Consider the following 19,120-nt stretch of genomic DNA (forward strand, 5'->3'; position numbering starts at 1 on the left):
CAAAAGAGTTGAGGGGCCACCCGCCTACAGGCTCGTAGTTCGCAGACAGCCCGATCCTGTTCGGTGTCAACGCCGTTCGACCTTGGCCCCTCTGTTCGGGCGGGTTCCGAAACCACGGGTCAGTTTCAGGCAGAGCCGACAGTGCGGTTCGATCTTCGGACCGGGGCTGCCATATACGGCCGTGTCCAGCTCCATCGAGTACGCCTTGACCCTTACTGTCGGGTGGTGCAGCGATGGGATTCGCTCAGTGAGCGGCAGCTCGACCTGCTTCGCCGGATCCACGGCGGCGATGACCTCAGCGGCCCGGACGGCGTCGAGTACCGCCGATCGGCGCGTGCGCTGCAGGACCGGAACCTGGTCACGGTGACACGCAAGGCAGGGGTGTGGAGGGCGTGCTCGACCGATGCCGGCCGCTTCTACCTTGAGCATGGCCACCATCCCGATCATCCCAACCACCGTGCTTCCCTCCCGCGGTCGGAGACGCCGCCACCCGGCGGCATCGCCGGCGGCGCTTCGTCGGAGGACCTGCTGCGATCGGCTCGCGAACTGCTCGACCGCCTACAGCACGGGGGCGGCATGGTCCGTATCGAGAGTCCCGACAGTGGAACGCGGGCGCGGTACCGCCGGATCATTCACGCGTTCAAGCAGCAGGGACTTGTGCCGTCGGGTCACCATCTGCGCCACACTGGCCGTGACGCCGGGGACATCGTCATCCGCCTGTATACCGATGCCGGTCCGGACGAGACCGACTGGAACCGGATCCGGCTCAACACCCGACGTGTCACCACCGACCCGCAGTTGGCGTTCACGGCTCTCGAAGCCGATCCGACCAGCCTCGCCGTCAGCTCGGACTCACTGCCCCGGGCGATGCTGCTGATCCGGCAGCTCGCCGGCGAGGCGGCCCGGCGTGGGCACCGGCTCGGGGTCAACACCAAGGCGAAACACCCGCGGATGTTCCTCCAGGCGGGGCAGGTCCGACGCACGGTCACCCTGACCGAGGAACGCGACCAGGTCCCGCACGAACCCACCGCCGAGGAGCTGAAGGTGCTGCGCCTGCGGCCGTGGATGAAACCCGCGGAGTTCGACGTCGTCGACTCCGGCAGGCTCCGCTTGGAGATCGCCCGGGCCGGACACGACAACCGGGACACCTGGACCGACACCCCACGCGTACGTCTGGAACAACGCGTCGCGCAGATCATGCAAGGGTTCGAGGCTGGCGTCACCGCCGACGAACAGCAACGGCGGGCAGCCGAAGCCGCGCGGGAGAAGGCCGCGGCCGAGCACCGGCGGCGGCAGGAGGAAGCCGCGGCCGAGCGCAGACGGCAGGAGGAGGCCACCCTCGCGCAATGGCACGCCGCGATGGCCGACGCCCGCGTCCAGGCCGTCGACAAGATCCGCGCGGAAACCTTCCGCAACGCCTACCAGGCATGGACCACCGCAGCTGACATCCGCGCGTTCTGCACCGCCCTTGAACAAGCGGCCGAGGGGCGGACCGGCGCCGGCGGGTACCTCACCAGCTGGGTCGCGTGGGGCAGGGCCGCCGCCGACCGGATCGACCCTATCCGCAGTCCCCGTGTGCTGGCTGACGTCGATTACAACCCCGAACCCGGACCCGACGACCTGCGCCCGTTCCTCGGTGAGTGGAGCCCCCACGGACCACGCAAGGAGCACCGCCCCGATTACGACCGGCAGGCCCACGCCGGCATCCGCCGACAGGCGGAATCGTGGCACCACGGGCTGCGCGACCGCGGCGCCTGAGGTGCGTCTACACCTCAACCGCCACCACACTCCGGCCGGATGCGCACGAGCCTGCGCCGGGACCTGCCGCCATCGCGGCGTGAACCGCCAGCACGACCCGGTACCACGCGACAAGCGACGCTTACCCGAAGGACGGCTGGATGAGAATCGACCCCTCCTGCTTCACCGTCGGTGACGAATGGGCGTACCGGCAGTCGGACCACGCACCGTCCGAACGCGTCCGCATCCTGTCTGTCGAGCCGAAGAAGACGAGCGCCCGCCTCGAGATCAGATTCCTCGACGACCCCGACGAACGGGTGGAGAAGGTCCCCGGGTCGCGGCTGCGGGTCCCGTGGAGCGAGGTCGGGACCTTCGACGCGCTGATGGCGAACTGGCAACGCATCGACGATCTGAGCCTCGACCGTACAGAGGAAGCCTGCGTCGAGGAGATCTTCGACCTCTTGATCAGCGATGACGTAGCCGAACTGCTCTGGTCCCCGGTGTCATGTGCCACCGACATCCGCGACAGGGCCCGGCTGAGCGCGATCATCGACGGCCCGATCGACGACATCCTCGCCTCGGCTGAATGGTTCGACCACGACGGCCGGACCATCCTGTCACCGGCCGGCACCCTTCAACTGGTCGAGGCCGCGTGCCGTGCCCATCCGACCCAGGTCCTCGACCTCGTCATCGAGCAGGAAGCCCAGTCCCGCCACAAATGCAAGTTCGGCAATGACTACCGCGTCGGCCGCGACAACCGGTCGACGACACCGGAATGGGAGTACGACTGGTACCGCCGCCACGACCGGCCCCGCCACGAACTACTACGCCAGTGGTGCGGCCACCGAGCAGTCACCCACCACGAACGGTTCCTCGCCGCAGAAGCCGAAACCCACCGCCTCGACATCCTGGTAACCGACCTCCTCAAGGCCCTAGACAACCTCGGCGAACACGACCAGGCCGCCCGCTTCGCCGAGGAACACGAACGCGACCGCATCACACCCCACACGATCCGCCCCGTTATCGAACGCCCCCTACACCCCTCCGAGATACCCGTACGCGAGATCAAGGTCAGGCGCCGCTGGTGGTGAACACCCCGTGCTCAAGTGGTCGAATACCTTTGAGTCAGCCGCACATCGGTGAAGACGCTGCTCCGGCCCAGAACTTCGGGCCATCTAGCTAGGTACACGACGGCCAGACGGCGGCGAACTAGGTAGGTTCGCCGATAAGAATTCTTCGTAGCCAACCGATACGTTGGGACCATGACGGGGCCGGATGGCTATGCCCAGTGGCAGGAGATACTGGCTTGCCGGTACTTCGGTAAGGCCCAGGCTGGCCGGCCCGTGCTTCTGTTCGCCAGTGACGAGGAACTCGCGGAACTTGGCGGCTCCGGTTCGCTTACCGATGCAGTGACGCGCCATCTGCGCCTGGCCGACGAGGCGCGGCTGTTCGGTCCGGTGGAGGCTGCGGTGACGCGGTGGCGTAGGGGTAGTCGCGCCGAGCCGCCGCCGTGCCTACCGCTGCTTGCCGTCACCGTGCTGGCCGCGACTCGGATGCACCGCGACGAGCGTTCGGCGCCAAATGCCTACTACATCCGTTTAGCGGAAGCGTTGAAGCCCAGCGCCCCACCAGACGATCTCGCTCGCTTGCGAGACCGGTTTTCGCAGGCCTTCGACGTAGTCGCAGCGTTGTGGCGTGTGCTGCACGACTGGCTCGAGGGGATGGAGGGCCAGCGGGGGATTAGCACTATCCGGACCGGGGGACACTTCCACCGCATCGGCTACCCGCTGTCCCAGGCGCTTGTTCGCGCCGAGGACCGCTACCGGCTGACAGAGTTTTTCGCAGCGCTTGGCATTGGTCGTGGTGGCGTTCCGAATGTGGAGAGCATCCTCTACCACCTGCGCATTTGGGCCAGCCGGCCGCGTGGACTGTCGCCCAGGCTAGTGGCGGCGTTGCAGAACGACGCCGACTCGCAGCTTCTGGGCGGGGTGGTGTCGTCACTAGCGGAGCACTGGGACGGGCTGGTCCGCGAGCGGGCAGGTTTGCGGCGTGCCCGGTTGCGTGCCTGCGTCGATACCGACTCGTGGTCGATGTGGTGGGAAGTAGAACGTGTGGCGGGCGTTGACGAGGACGTGGTGCAACTGCCCGGCGGTGGAGAGTTGAAGCTGTCTGTCCGGGGAGACGGCGATCTTTATGACCTGGACGGGGACCTGCCCACCTTCTCAGGGACTCTTCGAAGTGGCCTGCACGCTCGCGGTACGCAGCTCGCGCTGCACGTTCCGGCTGCCGACGTTGTGGCGATGCGCAAGGACCCCACGATCGGTGCTTGGGCGGCGCACTCCGGGGTGGTTGCCTTCGAGGATCAGGTGCTATTGGTCGCCGAGGCTGCCGAAGCTGAGGTCAGCAGGATCCTCGAGGCCTCTGCGGCTGCGGGCTGGAAACCGGCGAGGGTGTCCCTGCTGTCGGGCTGGGTGACCTTCCTCAACGTGCGCATCACCAATCCAGCTGTGGTCGAGGGTGCTCTGCCGGGCTTGCGGGAGGGAGTGGCCTCGGCGCTGCGCCAGGACACGGGGATATTGCCGGTGCTATGCCACGGTCTTCCGGTGGGGCGAGGCTTGGGCCGTCGCCACTATCTTGCTGGCGGCGAGCCTGACATGCTGCTGCCTGCCGGTGAGCAGACGCGAATGGTCCGCGCTGTGTTGGATGGCGTTGAGCAGGAGTTCAGGGCTGCGGGTTTTCCGGTACCGCTTCGGGTGCTGGGTCCGCTTCCTGGGGGGAGGCATGAGCTGACCGCTGACCGGACGGACCTCAGCTTTACTGTGGTCCAGACGCTCGGTGCCGGGGCGGTGCCGGTAGATCCGGCCGGAGCCGCCGTACAAGGCGCATGGGTAGGCACGGGAGACCCTGGTGGCCAGCCGGTGCTGGTTCGCCGCGGCATCCAGGAGGCCTACGCGCTGCTCGATGACGGGACCGTTGCACTCGTCGAAGAGCCCGCTGTCCCGGCATGGCTGAAGGGCCTCATGGATATCGGAGCGACGTACCGGTTCGAATACGTCCCGCCGCGCGGGACCGCATGGATCGCCGAGCGGTCGCAGCTAGGGTGGCGCGTCCGGCCGGTGCATCCCACCCTCCCCGCCATGCACCAGCTAACCGCTGCCGCTCAGGAAGTGTGGGGACGTCTGCTGGGTCCGGCAACGCGGATCACAAGCGACCAGGACCGCTGGCGGCTGTACACGCAGGCCGCGGAGAACCTCCTTGGACGCTGACCTGTTGGCCCGCTGGATGAGCGAAGTCCAGCACGGCAGCCTCGATGACCTGTCTACGCGGATCAGGTGGCTCGCGGCGACGGGCCAGCACGGGCACCGCGATACGAGGGGATTCAGCGCCGGCCGGTGGCTCAGGGACGCCGAGACCATGTGCCTTGCACGCGTCGACTGGACTGCCGGCTCCTGGCAGGCAGCACCAACGGTGATCACTCGGTTGCCCCAGTCGGATGGCACCGCCCTTCTAGCCGGCGCCCGCCCTGCCAGCGTGCTCGACCGGCTGGCCAGCGAGGACCTCGCAGTGACGTTCGCGTCGCGGCCAGGGCGTAGCACGGCACTCCCACCGCCGTCCGCCGTGTTGATTTCCTACGACTCCCCGGCCCAGCTTCCCGAGCTGGCGAGCCGGTTGGGAGCCCGGTACGTGCCCTGCTCGGCTCTTCAGGTTGGAAGCAGCATCGCTGTCATCCGGCCGGGGGATGCTGCGGCACCACCGGCCAGCGGAAACGCGACAGTGGAGTGCTACGCGCCCCTCAGGCGGGCGTGGGAGCCCGTCTCAGCCCGAGCGGCCGGCGCAGGCGAGGGCCTGTACCGCCTGCGCCGCGACGGCCGGATGGCGTACCTGCTGCAGCGCGCCGGTGCCTGGCACCGGACCACGTACGCAGAGGGCATCCATCTTGTGCTTGCCGCGTGTGGCGCCCAGCCCCTGCGCTGGCGGGCCGAGCCTGGTAGGGAACAGGCAGGAACACTTTTCGTAGACTACGGAGCACCGCTGCCACCCCTGCATGCCGCTGCAGCCGCCCTGTGCACGGGCCTGCCGCCCCGCTTGACCGACCGCGCCGAAACGGTCGCCTTCGACAACGTGCCCCTCAGCCTGGCGCGGCAGCTGGCAGGCTCGCTGGGGCACCGCCTGGAGGAACAATGACGGGACCTGCGAGCCTCGATGCGCTGGCGACCTTCGACGCCCTGCGCGATGCATTGTTTCGCTACTACGACACGCCGTTCGGGCTCAAAGACGAGCGACTCGTGCGAGAGCGCCGTGCGCTCCTTGACCGCGATGGGGGCGCCTGGCGCCGGCCGCTCATCGAGATGCGGCCCGACTACGCCGTCGTTCCGCACGACATGACGGCCTCCGCGACTGCTACCGGTGCAGTGCCTGAGCTCGCGGCGTTCGCCGCGTGCGGCCTGATCCCGCCTGGCCGGCCGCTATACCGGCACCAGGAGCAGGCGCTACGCAGCGGCTTGACGGCTGGCCGGAACACCGTCGTGACGGCGGGAACCGGCTCAGGCAAGACAGAGGCCTTCGTGCTGCCGATCCTGGCCAGCCTGTTGAGCGAGTCGCGTGGCTGGTCCGGTACCCCGGCCCCGCACCGACCGTGGTGGGAAACTCCCGGAGCTCCGTTCGTGCCGCAGCGGCAGGGCGAGACGGGCCGGCCTGCGGCGGTACGCGCGCTCGTGATGTATCCGATGAACGCCCTCGTCGACGATCAGCTCGTCCGGCTTCGCCGCGCGCTGGACAGCAGCCAGGCCCGTGCGTGGCTGGACAGCCATCGCAACGGCCACCGCTTTTACTTCGGCCGCTACACAGGCCAAACACCGGTGACCGGAGCACCCGGCAACGCCGCCGCCTTGGAGGAGCTGCGCGAAGACCTGCTGCAGACGAGTCGGCGGGGCGCAGCGATCCGCCGCGAGAAGGACCGTGCCTTCCTCCCACAGTTAGACGGGGCGGAGATGCGCTCCCGGTGGGACATGCTCGACGCTCCGCCTGACATCCTGATTACCAACTACTCGATGCTCAACGTCATGTTGCTGCGCGAACGTGACGCGGCGTTCTTCGACAGCACCCGGCGATGGCTGCAAGACGATCCCTCGACGCGATTCACGCTGGTCATCGACGAGCTGCACACCTACCGCGGCACGGCCGGCACCGAGGTCGCCTACCTGTTGCGAAACCTCCGCCACCGGCTAGGGCTGTCGGACGCCCCCGAGCGGATCCGCGTCCTTGCTGCCTCCGCATCGCTGGATCCGGCTCGGGATGCGGGCTTCCTCGAGGAGTTCTTCGCCCTTCCCCGGGAAAGTTTCGACTTTGTCCCCGGCGAGCTCGTTCGACCGGCAGCCGCCCAGGTCAACGTGTCTCCTCAGGCTTCGCGTCTCACGAGGCTGACCGGGCAGGAGGCGCCTGAGGAATGCGCAGCCGTGCTGGCCGAGACCGGCGCCGCCGACGCGTTCGCCGCCGCATGCCTCTCGAGCCCGGATGGCGCGTCAGCCGCTAGCCCAGTAGCTCAGGAGACGTCGCTGCTCGCACGTCGGTTGTTCCCTGCCTGTGAACCAGCCCAGCGGGACGAGGCGCTGCGCGGCCTGCTCGCTGGCCTACGTTCAGCCGGTACGCTGCCGGGCAGCAAGCTTCCCCGCATCCGGGCCCATTTGATGTTTCGTAACGTCCCAGGTATCTGGGCTTGCACCGACGCGGGCTGCACCGCTGTCGAAGGCGACGCCTATGACGGGCGCACTGTTGGTCGGCTTTACGCCCAGCCGGCCAGCCGGTGCCAGTGCGGCAGCCGCGTGCTGGAGTTGCTCTACTGCCAGACCTGTGGCGACGTCCTGTTGGGCGGCTTCGCCCCTGAGGACGAATTGTCCAAGCGATCCGTCGATACGTTCCTTCTTGCCGACGTGCCCGACCTGTCGAAGCTGCCGGACCAGGTTGTCCTCAACCCGACGGCCGCCAACTACATCGTGTACTGGCCTCGCACGGTCCCGTTGGAGACCGACCGCCGTTGGACCGCCGATGGTGGCAATGTCACCTTCGAATACCGGCGCAGTCGCCTGGATTCGGCGACTGGGCGGCTGTCCAATGGCGAGCGCGGTTTCACCGGATGGAGCTTCCACGTCAGCTCTGCTGGGCTGCGGCGTGGTGTGGCGGCGATTGGCGCTGACGGCCTGCAGCCGTTCCCGACCCGATGCCCTGGGTGTGGGGATGACTGGGAGATCCGCCGCGACCGCAATGGTCCCCTGCCGCTGACCGACCGGCGCCGCCAGCGGTCCCCGATCCGCACCATGCGCACCGGTTTCGAAAAGATCAACCAAGTCTTGATCACGCAGATGGCAGGACACCTGCCGGTCGAGGAACGCAAGAGCATCATTTTCTCCGACAGTCGCCAGGATGCGGCGAAGCTAGCTGCGGGCATTGGGCTGCGCCACTATCAGGACCTGTTGCGGCTGCTGCTACACCGGAGAGTCAGCCAGCCCGCAGCAGGCAGCGGGGACCTCGAGCTCGCCCGGAGGCATTACCAGGAGGGCCCACGAGACGACGACACGTGGGCTGCAGTCGCCCGGCTTCGCCAGCGTAACGCCGCGAGCTTCCAGTCTCTATGCGACATCTGGGAGAAAGCGCCCCACGCCGACCCGTCGTCAGAAGCCGCGCTGCGAAGCGATCTCGCCGGCCAGCCCAGCGTCGAGAACCTGGCTCGAGACCTGGCCGGCGACCTGCTGGCCATGGGGATCAACCCGGGGGGCCCGAAGGCGTCGTTGCAGGCCGACCGCAGCGAACAGCCGTGGACGACGCTCTACCGGTGGGCCGGCCAGGCCCCCGTCCAAGCCAGCAACTTGAGCGCCAACCAGCAGGCTCTCCTCGACGACATCCAACAGGAACTACGACAGGAGATGCTTGAAGGCCTGTTTTCCGGCGCTGGCCGCGACTTCGAGTCCCTCGGGCTGGGCTGGCTCGCGCTACAAGACGACACCGAGGACGCTGACCTACCCCCGGACAGCGCTCGTGCTGTAGCTCGGGCCAGCCTTCGCGTGTTGGCCCAGATGCGCCGGTTTACCGGCCTTCGGGACGGCTCTATCCAACCACCGGCGCGGCTGCGGAAATTCTGGGAAACCGCAGCTCGGGAACTCGACAGCACCGCAGCAGCCGTTGAGCAACTCGTCCGCGCCACATGGGGCGACGCGGTTGTCGAGTACGTAATCCGGCCAGAGCGGGTCACCCTGCGGCCGCCGGGCAAGGGCGCCTGGCGATGCCAATCGTGCCGGCGCCAGCACCTTGCCCGCGGCATCGGGATCTGCACCGGCTGCCAACGGCGGTTGCCTAACGAGCCGGAACCGGTGTCACACGAAGACGACTACTACACATGGAAGGCGTCGAACGGGCAGGGCATGTTCCGCCTGGCGTGCGCCGAGCTGACCGGCCAGACCGGCAGGGTGGAGTCCCAAGCGCGACAAGCCCGGTTTCAGGGAATCTTCCTCGGCGGCACCGGAGAGCCTCCGCTGCCGAACGGGATCGACCTGCTGTCGGTCACTACCACGATGGAAGCTGGCGTCGACATCGGCGACCTATCGGCCGTCGTCATGGCAAACATGCCGCCCACCCGGTTCAACTACCAGCAGCGGGTCGGCCGTGCGGGCCGACGTGGCGCGCCAGTTGCCGTTGCTCTCACTGTCTGTCGCGGGCGTAGCCACGACGAGTACTACTTCGACCGCCCTGACCTGATCACCAACGAGCCCACGCCCGCTCCGTACCTTGCGCTCGACCGGCCCGAGATCTTTCAACGGGTCCTCGCTGCAGAGGTCCTACGGATGGCGTTCGCGAGCCTTGGGCCCGCGCTTGTAGCCAACCAGGTCCTGCCCGACCTCACCAACAATTCCCATGGCCAGTTCGGGCCAGCCGCCGATTGGCAGCGCGCGCGCCGGCATGTGGTGGGTTGGATCGAGCAGAACCGGCCTAGCGTTGATGCTGCCGCCAGGGCGCTAGCTGCCCGCTGCCACGGCGGAGTTGCAGGGTTCGATGCTGACGCATGGGTCCCGGCATTGTTGGACCGGATCAGCGATGTCGCCGTCCAGGACAGCGGGCACCCAGATCTAAGCCAGCGGCTAGCCGAATCCGGCGTGCTGCCGATGTTCGGCTTCCCGAGCCGGGTTCGCTATCTCTACCTGCGCAAGCCCACTCGGTCTTACCCATGGCCTCCATCCGCCGTCATCGACCGCGACGTCGCCATCGCTGTGTCACAGTTTGCTCCGATGAGCGAAGTTGTCCGCGATGGCTGGGTCTACCCGGCCGTCGGAATCTGCGCCTTCGACCCCGTGATGCCCCGCCCCCGCGCCGTCGCGGAGCCGCTCGCCACACCGCGGTTCGTCGGTGTATGCAAGACCTGCTCCCACATCGAGCTGCTGGCAGCGCTGCCCGACCCAGCGAACGGTCTGGAAACCTGCCCGCGGTGCGGCGCCCAGCAGCCTGCTTACCGACCGACTGAACTACGGGAACCCCTCGGCTTTCGCGCCGGGTACCGCCGTGACTTCGACGGCAACTTCACATGGTCGCCCCGCACAATGGCGGCGCGCGCCCACGCCACTCTTTCGGATCTCACGCACCACGAGGAGGGCGCCGTCGCCGCCTACAGCGGCCCCGGGACCCGCTACACCGTCAACGACAACGGCGGCCGCCTCTTTGCCCTCACGCCGGTAAGCGGCAACTGTCTAGGCTATCTGTCACCAGACGCCGTTACCGGCAACCTTGTCCGCAGCGAGAATGCATCAGGCGATCCGATCCAGGTCGCCTTGGGCGCCGTGCAGCCCACCGACTTCCTGTTCGCCGGCGCAGCGCCCGGCTACCGATTCCCCGGGCTGCGGCTCACGTTGGAACAGGGGCTGCAGCAGCCAAGCGGCGCACCTGACGAAACAGCCGGGCGGCGAGCCGCCTGGTACTCCTTAGCCTTCCTGCTACGCGCCGCCGCTGCCAGCTACCTCGACATCCAGCCGCAAGAGCTGAGCGCAGGCATCTACACCGGCGCCGACGACGACCGGCAACCCGTCACGTACGCCTTCCTCGCCGACACCCTCGAGAACGGTGCCGGCTTTAGCACTCACCTCGGGTCACCAGGCACGCTCCCTCGCTTCCTACACCACATACAGGCCCGGCTCACCGAGTTCGAGGAACCGGGCCATGCAGCAGCCTGCACCGGCTCCTGCTACCGGTGCCTACGGGACTACTCCAACATGGCCTACCACACGCTGCTCGACTGGCGACTGGCGCGGGATTTGTTCGGCCTGCTTCGGGGAGGGCCACTCGTCCCAGATGTCGAGGTAGAGCGACGGGCCGTCACCGCATGGGCCACAACCTACGGTGCCCAGTTGCTTGACGACCTGCCTGCGCCGACCGCCGTGTTCAGCCACCCCGCCCACGGCCGTATCGCAATCATCGTCAAGCATCCGCTAGAGGCCTACGACGCAGAGTCTGCCAGCGGACGACTCGCCAACGCGGCCGCCGCCGCTCGTGACACTGTCACCGAGCTCGACGCCATTGTCGCCGCCGATAGCTACGCCCTGGAACGCGCACCCGGATACCTGATGGGTTCGCTCGCACGGACACTGACGTAGGCGCTTCGCCTCAAAACCCTAGTTCAAGCCCGGAGTCTTACGTTGCCCTCGGTCGGAGTGCGGGGCAGGGCAGTGGCCCAGAGGATCTGCCGCGAACGCTGTGCGACAGGGCGGCGGTCGTCGAAGGGTCCGGTGCAGCCTTGGCCGGGCCGACCCCGCCCCGTCGTCATCTGCCGATGGTCAGCTGGCACGCCGGGAAGTCATCCGTGCCGGAGGCAGGGCCTGCACCCCTGGAGCGCAGTTGCAGTGGCTTCATTCGGAATCTAGGACGGGCCGTGACGGACTGCACACTGCCTCGGCAGGGTGGCTATTTAAGGCGTGCCTCGAAGGCGCCTCAACTCGCGCAGCGTTGACAACTGCCCGCCCCAGCAGGGTGCTCGGCGCTCATCATCGCTGGTGCTCGGGTTGGCGCCCAGAACGCCGGTCGATCGCCGTTGACGCCGTGGCTCACGTCGGCGCGCAGCCGAGCCAGACGACGACTTGTCGAACGGGTGTAGGAGAGGATCAAATATGACAGGCGCGCCACCCGGCGCGGCGGCCGCTCGTTACGTGCGGCCAGGACCAGAATTGGGCCTGCTGTAGCACCGCGCGTACGCGGCGTGACGGGACGGGTCGAAGGGGGCTGCGTGGTCACGCAACTGGCACTGCCATTGCCCGGACTCGAAGGCGACACGGCGCCGAGCGCTCCAGTCGACTTCCTGCCCGCACAGCAGCCACGCGTACTCGACCTATTCGCTGGCGCCGGCGGCCTTTCCCAAGGATTCCAGCAGGCTGGCTTCGAGATCGTGGGCGCCAGCGACATCGACCCGGACGCCTGCGCGACGTTCGCCCTCAACTTCCCAGAGGCACAAGCCATCTGTGGTGATATCAGGCTGCCTGAGGTGCATGAACGCATCATCGAGGCAGGGCAGGGCGTCGATGTGGTCGTGGGTGGCCCGCCGTGCCAAGCCTTCTCACAGGTCCGAAATCACTCGCGAATCATCGACGATCCCCGTAACTCCCTGTACCGGGAGTTCGTCAAAACTGTCGGAGAGCTACGGCCGCTCGCATTCGTCATGGAGAACGTGCCGGGCATGGCCCAGATGGGCGTGCTGGAGCAGGTTAAAGAGGACCTCGAGCTTGACGGCGCATACAAGGTTCGGCCGAACCTTCTTGACGCCGCTGACTTCGGCGTTCCGCAGGCCCGCAAGCGTCTGGTGTTCGTCGGCTTACGAAGTGACCTGGGGGAGACCCCGCCACTGTTCAAGGGGACGGAAGCAACCCTTCACCTCGCCCTGGTTCGCCAGAGCAAGGGCAAGTACGCAGTCGAAACACGTCGCGACGAAGTGCGGGCAGCGGCCCTGCTCAAGGCGCTTGAAGACCCGGACAATACCTCTGTTGTTACGGCTAGCCAGGCACTCTCAGACCTCTGGAATCTGAAAGCTGGGCGACGCGAAGAGGCGATGCCCATCGGAGAAATGAAGGAAGCCGAGTCCGCATACCAGCGCTTGATGCGGAAGCAGCTGGAGGAAAGGATTTGGAACGTCAGTGTCCCTCGAATCAACTCCGACACGGTCACACGACTAAAGGGTATTCCAGCCGGCGGCAACCACCGAGACCTCACTGAAGCCTTGACCGCTCGCTACATCAGTGGCGAGAAGTGGGGACCGAGCACGGACAGTGGCAAACTCGGGCGGGCGCACTTTTACGCATATCGTCGCCTCCACCCCGGCGTGTGGGCCTGGACGCTAAACACTAAGGCCGATTCGGCTTACCACTATCGAATGCCACGTGCCCTGAGCGTCAGGGAGTTCGCGCGTCTGCAGTCCTTCCCCGACCATTTCGTGTTCACAACCGATCCTCGGCGCGGTCCCCTCCCTGGACGCATTGACGGTGGCCAGGCGCACTCCCGCTACCGGCAGGTGGGTAACGCCGTGCCGCCGTTGCTTGCAGAGGAAATCGCGCAAAGGGTCAAGTCCCTTATCGACGCTTGTCGCGAGCAGGGTGTGCAGACGGTTTCGCCGTCTTCCTCGGAGAAGGAGCCAGCCCGTCCTGGTGCAGCCGGCGCCTAGCCGGTGGTTGGAGCGCCCGGCCGGCCGAGCTCCCTCAGTGCGGCGGTTACAACCCGGGTAACACCATCAACGTCGTCCTTGACATGCGTGTCCCAAAACCTTAGAACAGTCCATCCCATAGCAGTAAGCGCGGCGTCGTTCCTTTGGTCTCGCTTCTGGTTCCGCGCGATTTTGTCCCGCCAGTACTGGCTGGCCAATTCCGGCTTGAAATGATCCGGATGGCCATGCCAGAAAACGCCGTCCACGAATATGGCCAGGCGCCAGCGCGTGTAGGCGATGTCCGGCTTTCCTGGAAGAGATGCGCAGTGGATTCGATAGCCGGTCACGCCTGAGGCTCGCAACGCCCGCCGCAGCATCAACTCCGGCTTGGTGTTTTTGGACCGGATGGCAGCCATCACGCGCGAGCGTCCCGCCTTTGACAGATGGTCAGGCATAGCTCCGTACGCTCCGTCCGAGTCTCCCGATTCAACCCGAGCGAAACAGGCAACGAGGCGCCTACGCCCGCTCATGGCTGACGACTTGGCAACTATTGCACAAACCGGATCACTTCCTGCACGTCTACCAGGACGTCTCAGCCCCTACAGGGCACCGAAGTATGGACATGCCTAGTACCCTCGGCAAGTGGTTGGAGATCAGGTGGCCATACCGGGGCTGGTTGACGCACCCGAAGGCCCGACACGTGAGGCCAGTGCCCGCGCCTTCGGCGAGGAAAACCGCGCCCGGCTGCTGCAACGGTACTTCTCTAGCGCCGAGGCAGTGAGCCCGGAGAACGCCTGGCGACATGTCTACCGGTTGCTGCTCTGGATCGACCGCACCACAGGACTCGCTCACTGCTACGAAAGCGACAAGTGCCAGCCCGGCCGCCCCTGGTACGCACGCAGCCTCGCCTTCCACGTCTGGTCGGCGCAAGCACTCGGGGCGCCGCCGGGCGAGCTGGACAAGCACATCGACTACCTCTTCCGACACGCCACCGCTGATCTTGCGCAGGTCGCCGCCCAGACCCGCACGCGACTACTGGAAACCGTCACCAGCCAACGCCAGCCCTTCGAGGGCATGGGCTTGGCCGAACCCGGCGAGGACCCCGAACTAGAGTCGATCATCACCGGAGTGCTCGATCCGTTCCTCGCGCAGCGGCCGTCAACAGTCGCCCTCAGGACGCTAACGGAGAGGATCTACGCCCACATCGGCCTAGAGAACAAGCGAAAGAACCTGGTCGGTGAAGGCTTTGAAGACACCGTGAGCGCGCTCCTGAACCGCATCCCGGCCATCGCCGACACCCACACCATTCTTGTTCGTCCGTTGCTTCACCAAGTGCCGGGTTTCCGGAGGCCAAGGGCCAACAGCAAGCCCAGACAGGTGGATCTCGCACTCGTTCACCAGGTCACTGGCAGGCGGACGCTCGTCTCCTGCAAGTGGAGTGTGAGAAGTGACCGGGAGGAGCAGTTCGTCAGCGACTTCCGAGACTATGCCGAGCTTGAGGAGGCGGGCGAGGACTTCGACTACGTGCTTATCACCAACGAGTTCGACCCGGCCCGGCTTGCTGCGGCCTGCGAGGTCCGCCGCCAGAACAGCCCACTGTTCTCCGCCGTCGTTCACGTCAACCCGGCTGGACCGCATGCTGCGTACGGGGCGCCCGTCCCCGCACGTGGTAAGGGTATCGGCCGGGTCCTGGGGCATATTGAGTCGGGACGTCTCGCCGGCCTGGCCGGTTGGCTGACGCAGGTAGCCGATCGATAGCCTCGTCAGCTGTCGGGACGTAGGCCCCTGGCCTGCCCATCCAGCATCCAATCGGCCTGCTGTCCAGTACTGATGGCAAGCGAGAGATCCACTGACGAGAGGTGAGAAACTTCAGCAGAGTGGCGTGCCCTGAACGGCCGGGGCACGCATGTCTGCGGCGATGGCCCGCGCCAGGGTGGACGGGTGGACTAGGGCAAGGACGGCGATGCAGGAAGAACCGGTAGGGCCGGAAGAACCGGCGATGGTGGAAGAACTGATGTGGGTCAAGCGGCCGGCCGGGGCGAACCTGTTCCACTCGCAGAAGGAGCCGGGCAGTTTCACATCCGGGTTCCTCGCTCCGGATTCGAGGATTCTTGGGCAGTCCACGCTCCGGCCGCCGACGGATCATGAAAAGGTCATGTCGACCAGTGCTCCGCAGTCACACATCCGGTACTCGGCGGATCCCCGCTCCAGGGAGCGCGAGGAGTTCAAGGCGCTCCTGGTCGAAGCCGGTGTTGTCGTCACGCGCGAATTGATCCGGCGGGCGACGCCGGTCGTGTTGGAATGGCTCAGCGACGACGTGATTCCCTCGGCCAAGGCCAGGGTGAAGGCCGTCAAGGATTGGACGGGTCGCCGGCGGGCCACCATCGCAAAGGAAGCAGCCACTCGTACGTCGGCGGTCTCTGCCCCGACCGCTGTGCAGCCACCGCTGGCGGAGGTGGTGCACGAAGCAGAGGTGTTCGACGCGCACAGACGCGTCATCGGCAGGAAAGAGGCGCTGGAGCGTCTCCGTGCGGCTCGGGCCGCCGAACTCTTCCGCGACGAGCAGCTGAGGATCGTCCGGGAGTCGCAGGTTGTCGATGACGACGACCTGGCGGAGTTGGACGACGCGGGCAGGACACTCGCACCAGTACAACTCGACACCCGCGGTCAGCTGATGCTCGAATCGACGGCGTCGCCGGCTGAAGACATCGGCGCGATCCAGCTCAGCGCCATCCTCGACGCCGATCTCGGCCGGCGGGAAGCCACGCCGGTCCAACCCGCCTGACCGGCGGGCCTTTACGACGGCAGCGCAGTTTCCACATCGAACAGGCTCTCCAGCAAGTGGGAGCGTGGCGTGCCGTCCTGGGCCAGCGAGAGATCGGTCGCGTCGGCGACATCCGCGAAGGACTTGATCTGCACCCGCTCCCCGAGGCCGGCCTGCTGAGTCATTTTCTCCGCGATGTGAAAGCGGGCGCTGTGTGTGACCAGGACGATCTGGGCATAGGGCTGGTGGGCCATGTGTTCAAGCTGGTACAGCTCCTGTCCGCACCCGTCGAAGCACCTGGATCCCACGTTCGCCCTGGCAGTGGCCGACTTCAATTCGATGTGGGCAACGATCTTGTCGTCGGCGTCTCGTCCGCTAATGTCACCTATTCCGTGGCCCCCTAAGCGCCACTCGTGGACGCCGGTAAGCCCCAGCTGGCCGCCGAGGCTGGGCAGCTGCAGCAGACAGATCCACAGGACCTGGGTCGGGATCGCTTCCGCGACGATCGCGGTGGGCTTGCGATCGAATCGTCGAAGTACTTCTGGTAGTTGCTCGTAGGTCACGGCCACCATCCATCCCTTCGCCCGCAGCCGGGATCCACCGTTGCGCGGATTCGTCTGTGTTTCATCGTCGCCTGCTGGGGGTCGCTCAGTCCACAGGAGTGCTAACCCGGCCTTACACAGCCCGAACGCGTCCGCGGTCCGGCAGCCGACCGCTCAGCGCACCGCATTGCTCGTGGTCGCCGTCGCAACGTTGACGAACAGTCACGGGCCCGCACCTCCGCAGGCTACGTCGGCGTTGAGGGGTCAGTGCGCCGCGACATCCGATGTCAGCGCATCGGTGTGGATCGTTGCCCCCATCCGGGTTAGTGGGGCCTCGTGGTTCATCTCGATGGCCGACAGCCGCTGTCGCAGTGCCTCAGCTTCACGCTCGACAAACGCCAGCCACTCATCGTTGGGCGGTGCTGCGGCAAGTCGTTCCTGTGTTCGGCGATTGCCATACGTCGACTAGCTGGGTAGCTGGTTGCGGACGGCGACGAAGGCCCTTCATGTTGGTCCAAACACACGGGTCCCCCCCATTGGGCGTCGGCCACGTCATCTACTGGCACCCGTGAGAATCCGCCGCTGACAACCTGCCGAGAGATCTCACAGGGCCCGCTCGATCGAGATGGATGCGCAGCGAGGTCCGCCGGGAAACACCATAGCGACGCGGCGGCCTCGCCCCCGATGTCGAAGTCCGACGACGACGTACGTGGTGGTCTTCCTGTCGGCGGCGGGAGGTCGGATAAGGGTTGCAGCGGATCTTGCATGCCGAGATCCATCGCCGTGCTGTAACTGCTCAGTGGCAGAGGCGACAGGTGCAGCGCGGCACCTCACGGCTGCCCAGCCTGACGTCGGCCAACCGCCGCATGGGCACCGTGCTAACGCCACGATGATCTTCACCCCCGGACCCAAGCCGATACCGCAGCGAGCACGCGTAACAAAATCTGTGCCAGAACCAGTTTTCACGCCGCGCCGACGGATCCTGCGGACACTCGACTCGGTAGCAAGCCGACGAGGTTGTTCCGCGTATCTCGGCTGTGCCGCCGATTACTTTCAGTAGCCGGGAGCCCGCTGGCGCGCACTTGTCCCTGGCCTGCGCGGCCCTAGAAGCCAATTGTTCTATGACTGCCACGATCCATCCTGGCCCGCTTTACGGGTGGCGGCAGAGGTCGCCGAGATGCATTCTTGAGGCATCGCAAACGCCGGCTGATCGGGCCCCTTTGAACCGGGACCATCACCACCTGAAGGAGAAGCATTTTGTCGCTGCAGAACGCTCCTATCGATCCCCAGGAGCCCGACTCGCGGGATGGCCACGAGGAGACTCTGGTGGGCCTGAGCTTGGCCTCTGGCCTGCTCGAACTCCTCAACGCTCTTGGTGAGACCTCCACGCGTTGGACCCTTCTCCTGACGTGGGTGGGCGGCCTGATCGTAGTCCGAATATTGATCACTCTTTGGTACGACAACGGAAAGGATAATTGACACCGTCCTGTTGCTGTATAGCACTACCCACCCTAGGGGGCCGCTTGTCGGCCCCCTTTTCCTTGTTAAATGAATGCTTCCAGAGTGATTGGTTAGAAATGCAAGTTGTCACTCAAGCGGGAACGCTGTCTTGTGGAAATTCGAATCAACTATTCGGACGGCGGAAGTCCTTTCTGCTTCTCGCTCGTGTCCCTAATGAAGGGAATGATTTTCTCCTGCCTGCCCTGGCGGAACGACGCGTTGACGGATGGGTCGGGCGAGTCGTCGGTGCCGTAGGCGACGATCCAGGGGAAATTGACTGCCTACTCGCGGAGGCCCTCTCGCGACAGGGCATTGAGAACGCCGATGGCGAGTGTGTTCGGGCACAGCCCTCTGACCTGACCGCGCTGACCCTGACCGCGCTGACCCTGACCGCGCTGACCCTGACCGCGCTGACCCTGACCGCGCTGACCCTGACCGCGCTGACCCTGACCGCGCTGACCCTGACCGCGCTGACCCTGACCGCGCTGACCCTGACCACGCTGACCCTGACCGCGCTGACCCTGACCACGCTGACCCTGACCGCGCTGACCCTGACCGCGCTGGCCGGCTGACCTGGCCGGGGTGGCGTGACCTAGTTGCCACTGCCACCGTGCTGCCACTGTCACGGTGCTGCCACTGCCACCGTGCTGCCACTGCCACCGTGCTGCCACTGCCACCGTGCTGCCACTGCCACCGTGCTGCCACTACCACCGTGCTGCCCATGCCACCCGGCACGACTGCGGCCACCGCTGCCGCCGCCACTTTCTGCTACCAGCTTGCCGCTTCCGTCGCTCCTCCACTGGTCTTCACCGTGGGCAACGGAGCGAGCGTTGGCTCAGCCCTGCGCAGATAGGCTCGGTCTTGGGTGGGGCGACAGGGCTCAATTCCAACCCTGCAGATTGATAATGGATCCGG

10 protein-coding genes are annotated in these 19,120 nt (G+C 66.2%); 8 read left to right on the forward strand and 2 right to left on the reverse strand.

Annotation, left to right across the window (positions count from 1 at the left end; translation table 11 throughout):
* Positions 1-63 precede the first annotated feature (63 nt).
* The 5 genes from ACX27O_RS15340 to ACX27O_RS15360 all read left to right on the forward strand — a co-directional run bounded on the left by ACX27O_RS15340 (position 64) and on the right by ACX27O_RS15360 (position 13,420).
* Complete coding sequence (locus ACX27O_RS15340) at positions 64-1,758, forward strand: hypothetical protein (RefSeq protein WP_458939618.1); 1,695 nt, start codon at positions 64-66, stop codon at positions 1,756-1,758.
* 140 nt (positions 1,759-1,898) lie between these two features.
* On the forward strand, positions 1,899-2,828 hold the full coding sequence (locus ACX27O_RS15345; RefSeq protein WP_458939619.1) for a hypothetical protein: 930 nt from the start codon (positions 1,899-1,901) through the stop codon (positions 2,826-2,828).
* 171 nt (positions 2,829-2,999) lie between these two features.
* Positions 3,000-5,003, forward strand: a complete 2,004-nt coding sequence (locus ACX27O_RS15350) for a hypothetical protein (protein ID WP_458939620.1) — start codon at positions 3,000-3,002, stop codon at positions 5,001-5,003.
* A 915-nt stretch (positions 5,004-5,918) separates the two neighbouring features.
* Complete coding sequence (locus ACX27O_RS15355; RefSeq protein WP_458939621.1) at positions 5,919-11,369, forward strand: DEAD/DEAH box helicase; 5,451 nt, start codon at positions 5,919-5,921, stop codon at positions 11,367-11,369.
* Between the two features lie 626 nt (positions 11,370-11,995).
* Positions 11,996-13,420: a DNA cytosine methyltransferase gene (locus tag ACX27O_RS15360; protein WP_458939622.1), complete on the forward strand. Its 1,425-nt coding sequence runs from the start codon at positions 11,996-11,998 to the stop codon at positions 13,418-13,420.
* On the opposite strand, the gene ACX27O_RS15365 is transcribed toward ACX27O_RS15360, so the two are convergent.
* The gene (locus tag ACX27O_RS15365) at positions 13,417-13,854 is read right to left on the reverse strand and encodes a very short patch repair endonuclease (protein ID WP_458939623.1); all 438 of its coding nucleotides are present in this window, start codon (positions 13,852-13,854) and stop codon (positions 13,417-13,419) included. The two genes, ACX27O_RS15360 and ACX27O_RS15365, sit on opposite strands and share 4 nt — an antisense overlap.
* A 187-nt stretch (positions 13,855-14,041) precedes the next feature.
* Between ACX27O_RS15365 and ACX27O_RS15370 the strand changes: the two genes are divergently transcribed.
* Positions 14,042-15,157 (forward strand): hypothetical protein, encoded by a 1,116-nt coding sequence (locus ACX27O_RS15370; RefSeq protein WP_458939624.1) that lies wholly within the window; start codon positions 14,042-14,044, stop codon positions 15,155-15,157.
* A gap of 205 nt (positions 15,158-15,362) precedes the next feature.
* The gene (locus ACX27O_RS15375; protein ID WP_458939625.1) at positions 15,363-16,184 is read left to right on the forward strand and encodes a hypothetical protein; all 822 of its coding nucleotides are present in this window, start codon (positions 15,363-15,365) and stop codon (positions 16,182-16,184) included.
* 11 nt (positions 16,185-16,195) lie between these two features.
* Here ACX27O_RS15375 and ACX27O_RS15380 read toward each other — a convergent pair whose 3' ends face one another.
* Entirely contained in the window at positions 16,196-16,726 is a 531-nt protein-coding gene (locus tag ACX27O_RS15380) for a hypothetical protein (RefSeq protein ID WP_458939626.1), read from the reverse strand.
* A 1,502-nt stretch (positions 16,727-18,228) separates the two neighbouring features.
* Between ACX27O_RS15380 and ACX27O_RS15385 the strand changes: the two genes are divergently transcribed.
* Entirely contained in the window at positions 18,229-18,777 is a 549-nt protein-coding gene (locus ACX27O_RS15385) for a hypothetical protein (RefSeq protein WP_458939627.1), read from the forward strand.
* Positions 18,778-19,120 lie beyond the last annotated feature (343 nt).

The sequence above is a fragment of the Micromonospora sp. SD19 genome, from assembly GCF_054462275.1.

What these genes read in the sequence shown, in the direction of transcription:
- ACX27O_RS15355 (WP_458939621.1), top strand. Translation starts at nt 5,919, where the DNA reads ATGACGGGACCTGCGAGCCTCGATGCGCTGGCGACCTTCGACGCCCTG.
- ACX27O_RS15350 (WP_458939620.1), top strand. Translation starts at nt 3,000, where the DNA reads ATGACGGGGCCGGATGGCTATGCCCAGTGGCAGGAGATACTGGCTTGC.
- ACX27O_RS15365 (WP_458939623.1), bottom strand. Translation starts at nt 13,854, where the DNA reads ATGCCTGACCATCTGTCAAAGGCGGGACGCTCGCGCGTGATGGCTGCC.
- ACX27O_RS15375 (WP_458939625.1), top strand. Translation starts at nt 15,363, where the DNA reads ATGCAGGAAGAACCGGTAGGGCCGGAAGAACCGGCGATGGTGGAAGAA.
- ACX27O_RS15345 (WP_458939619.1), top strand. Translation starts at nt 1,899, where the DNA reads ATGAGAATCGACCCCTCCTGCTTCACCGTCGGTGACGAATGGGCGTAC.